Origin of the sequence: Alteromonas antoniana (assembly GCF_019249295.1) — a bacterium.
Taxonomy (GTDB): Bacteria; Pseudomonadota; Gammaproteobacteria; order Enterobacterales; family Alteromonadaceae; genus Alteromonas; species Alteromonas antoniana.
Map to the genome: position 1 here is coordinate 1 of NZ_JAESDH010000080.1, position 1033 is coordinate 1033.

The 1033-nt window shown below is 47.6% G+C and carries 1 protein-coding gene; it reads right to left on the minus strand.

Annotated features, from left to right (window positions below):
• Nucleotides 1–11: 11 nt before the first annotated feature.
• On the minus strand, nt 12–1033 hold a 1022-nt coding region (locus tag JKP77_RS22145; protein ID WP_218313340.1), incomplete at its 5' end, for an IS4 family transposase.

Genomic DNA, 1033 nt, shown 5'->3' on the forward strand with positions numbered 1-1033 from the left:
CTGTCTCTTGATCACAAGTCAGCCTCCAGAGACCTGGCAATGTCGTAACCCTCAAGGATGGTTTGCAACTTAAACCATCCTTGCCATATGACTTTTATCGAGGCTTTACCTGTTCGTTTTGTATCTTTCCAGCCCCCCAGTCTTGCTAGCTCATGATACACCCACTTCATCGTTGGAGGCGTAGTCGGCAATGGTTTTTTAATCCTTTTCAGCCATAGCAGTTTCCACGCTTTTGGTGATAGCACTTGCTCACAGCTACTGTCATCAGGCTGCTCGTTAGCAAACTTAAGTTGCAGTATGCGCGTGGCGATGAAAGCGTTAATTGTAATAAGCCGCTCTGCATTTTCTTTGCTTTGTAAACGTGAAGCTTCTATGTCGGTGCCGTCGCTCTTCCAGGCTTTGTGGTATTCTTCAACCAGCCAGCGCTTCTCATAGTAATTTATGACAGTCAGTGCCTGCTCTTTACTGGTAATAGGTTCATTGGTCAGCAGGTGCCAGCATAACCTCTGCTTACTGTCTGTATTTCGTTCTATACATCCAACATAATAAAGGGGCAAGGTGTTTCCGCGCTTATTTGCGGGTACTTTCAGCGTAACCGGCGCATAGACGATATCCAGTGTTGCTGTGCGCGCTGCTCTACCTCCTTTCTGTGCGATATGTACCTCTTTCGTTCCTGCACTTTCCAGTTTGCTCGCGTACTCGTAGAGCTTATTATCGCCTTCTTCAATATGCCGGCTTTGCATCGAGCGCACAACAAATCGTTGTGCTGTTGATAGCTTATAGTGTAAGTATTCGTAAATATCCGCTTCCCGATCACACACGGATATCACATCCGACATCTTATCCCCTAATCTCGATGACATGGCTGTAGACGCAGTCTCCCATTTATACCCCTCCTTTTCGGTATAGGGTGTCGTCGCATGCCGGGCTCGCTTACCACGTGTGGTGATGTCCCGCGTCCATCGGGACTGCGCAATTAACCCGACTATTTCTTTCTCCTCGGGAGCAAAAAGTAAAACGCTGTGGGCTAACA